Genomic DNA, 1,015 nt, shown 5'->3' with positions numbered 1-1,015 from the left:
GATTCCCAAATCAGGGCTGATCTGATTCATCCTCTCTGCTGGAGGAGGTCAGCGCTGATGACGGCTCCGTATTCTATGGACCTTCGCGAGCGGGCGATGGCGCGCAAGGCGGCGGGTGAGACGAACCGCGAGATCGCGGCGGCGCTGCGGATCGCGCCCTCCTGCGTCTCCAAATGGACCAAGCGCGAGCGTGAGACCGGTTCGTTGGCGCCGGCCCAAGTCGGCGGCTACAAGCCTCGAACGCTGTCGGGAGACTGCGCCGAGTGGCTTCGCGCGCGGATCGGCTCGGGGCCGTTCACGCTGCGGGGCCTGGCGGCGGAGCTGGCCGAGCGCGGGATCAAGACCCATCCACGGGCGGTGTGGGTGTTCGTTCACGCTGAGGGACTGAGCTTCAAAAAAAACCCTGCTGCCCGAGGAGCAGACGCGGCCTGACGTGGCGCGCAAGCGGGCGCGCTGGAAGGCCTACCAGGGCCGCATCGCCCTTGAGCGACTGGTGTTCCTCGATGAGACCTGGGTGAAGACCAACATGGCGCCCCTGCGTGGCTGGGGACCGAGGGGACGGCGTCTGAAGGCCTATGCGCCCTTCGGACACTGGAAGACCCAGACCTTCATCGCCGCCCTGCGCCACGACCGCATCGACGCGCCCTGGGTGATCGACGGCCCGATCAACGGCCAGCTCTTCGGCCTCTACATCGCCGAGGTCCTGGCGCCGACCCTCTCGCCGGGCGACGTGGTGGTCCTCGACAACCTCGGCAGCCACAAGGGCAAGGCAGCCCGCGCCGCCGTTAGGGCCAAGGGCGCCCATCTGCTCTTCCTGCCGCCCTACAGTCCCGACCTCAACCCGATCGAACAGGTCTTCGCCAAGCTCAAGCACATGATGCGCAAGGCCCAGCCCCGCACCGTCGAGGACACCTGGCGCAAGGCCGGCCAACTCCTCAACCTCTTCCAACCCCACGAGTGCGCCAACTACCTGCACAACTCCGGATACGGTTCCGTCTAATCGAGTCCCGCTCTA

At 66.8% G+C, this 1,015-nt stretch carries 1 protein-coding gene; it reads left to right on the top strand.

Features of this window, described 5'->3' with window-relative positions; all coding sequences use genetic code 11:
- Window positions 1-57 precede the first annotated feature (57 nt).
- Window positions 58-1,000, top strand: a protein-coding gene (locus OCL97_RS22610; protein WP_377371948.1) for an IS630 family transposase whose coding sequence is annotated in 2 segments (ribosomal slippage) — window positions 58-393 and window positions 395-1,000 — 942 coding nt in all. Because the reading frame shifts where the segments join, the coding sequence is not laid out codon by codon here.
- Window positions 1,001-1,015 lie beyond the last annotated feature (15 nt).

It is taken from the genome of Phenylobacterium ferrooxidans (genome assembly GCF_042714595.1).
Classification (GTDB): domain Bacteria; phylum Pseudomonadota; class Alphaproteobacteria; order Caulobacterales; family Caulobacteraceae; genus Phenylobacterium; species Phenylobacterium ferrooxidans.
The sequence above is the reverse complement of the archived record's forward strand: the minus strand, read 5'-3'. Positions and strand labels throughout refer to the sequence as shown.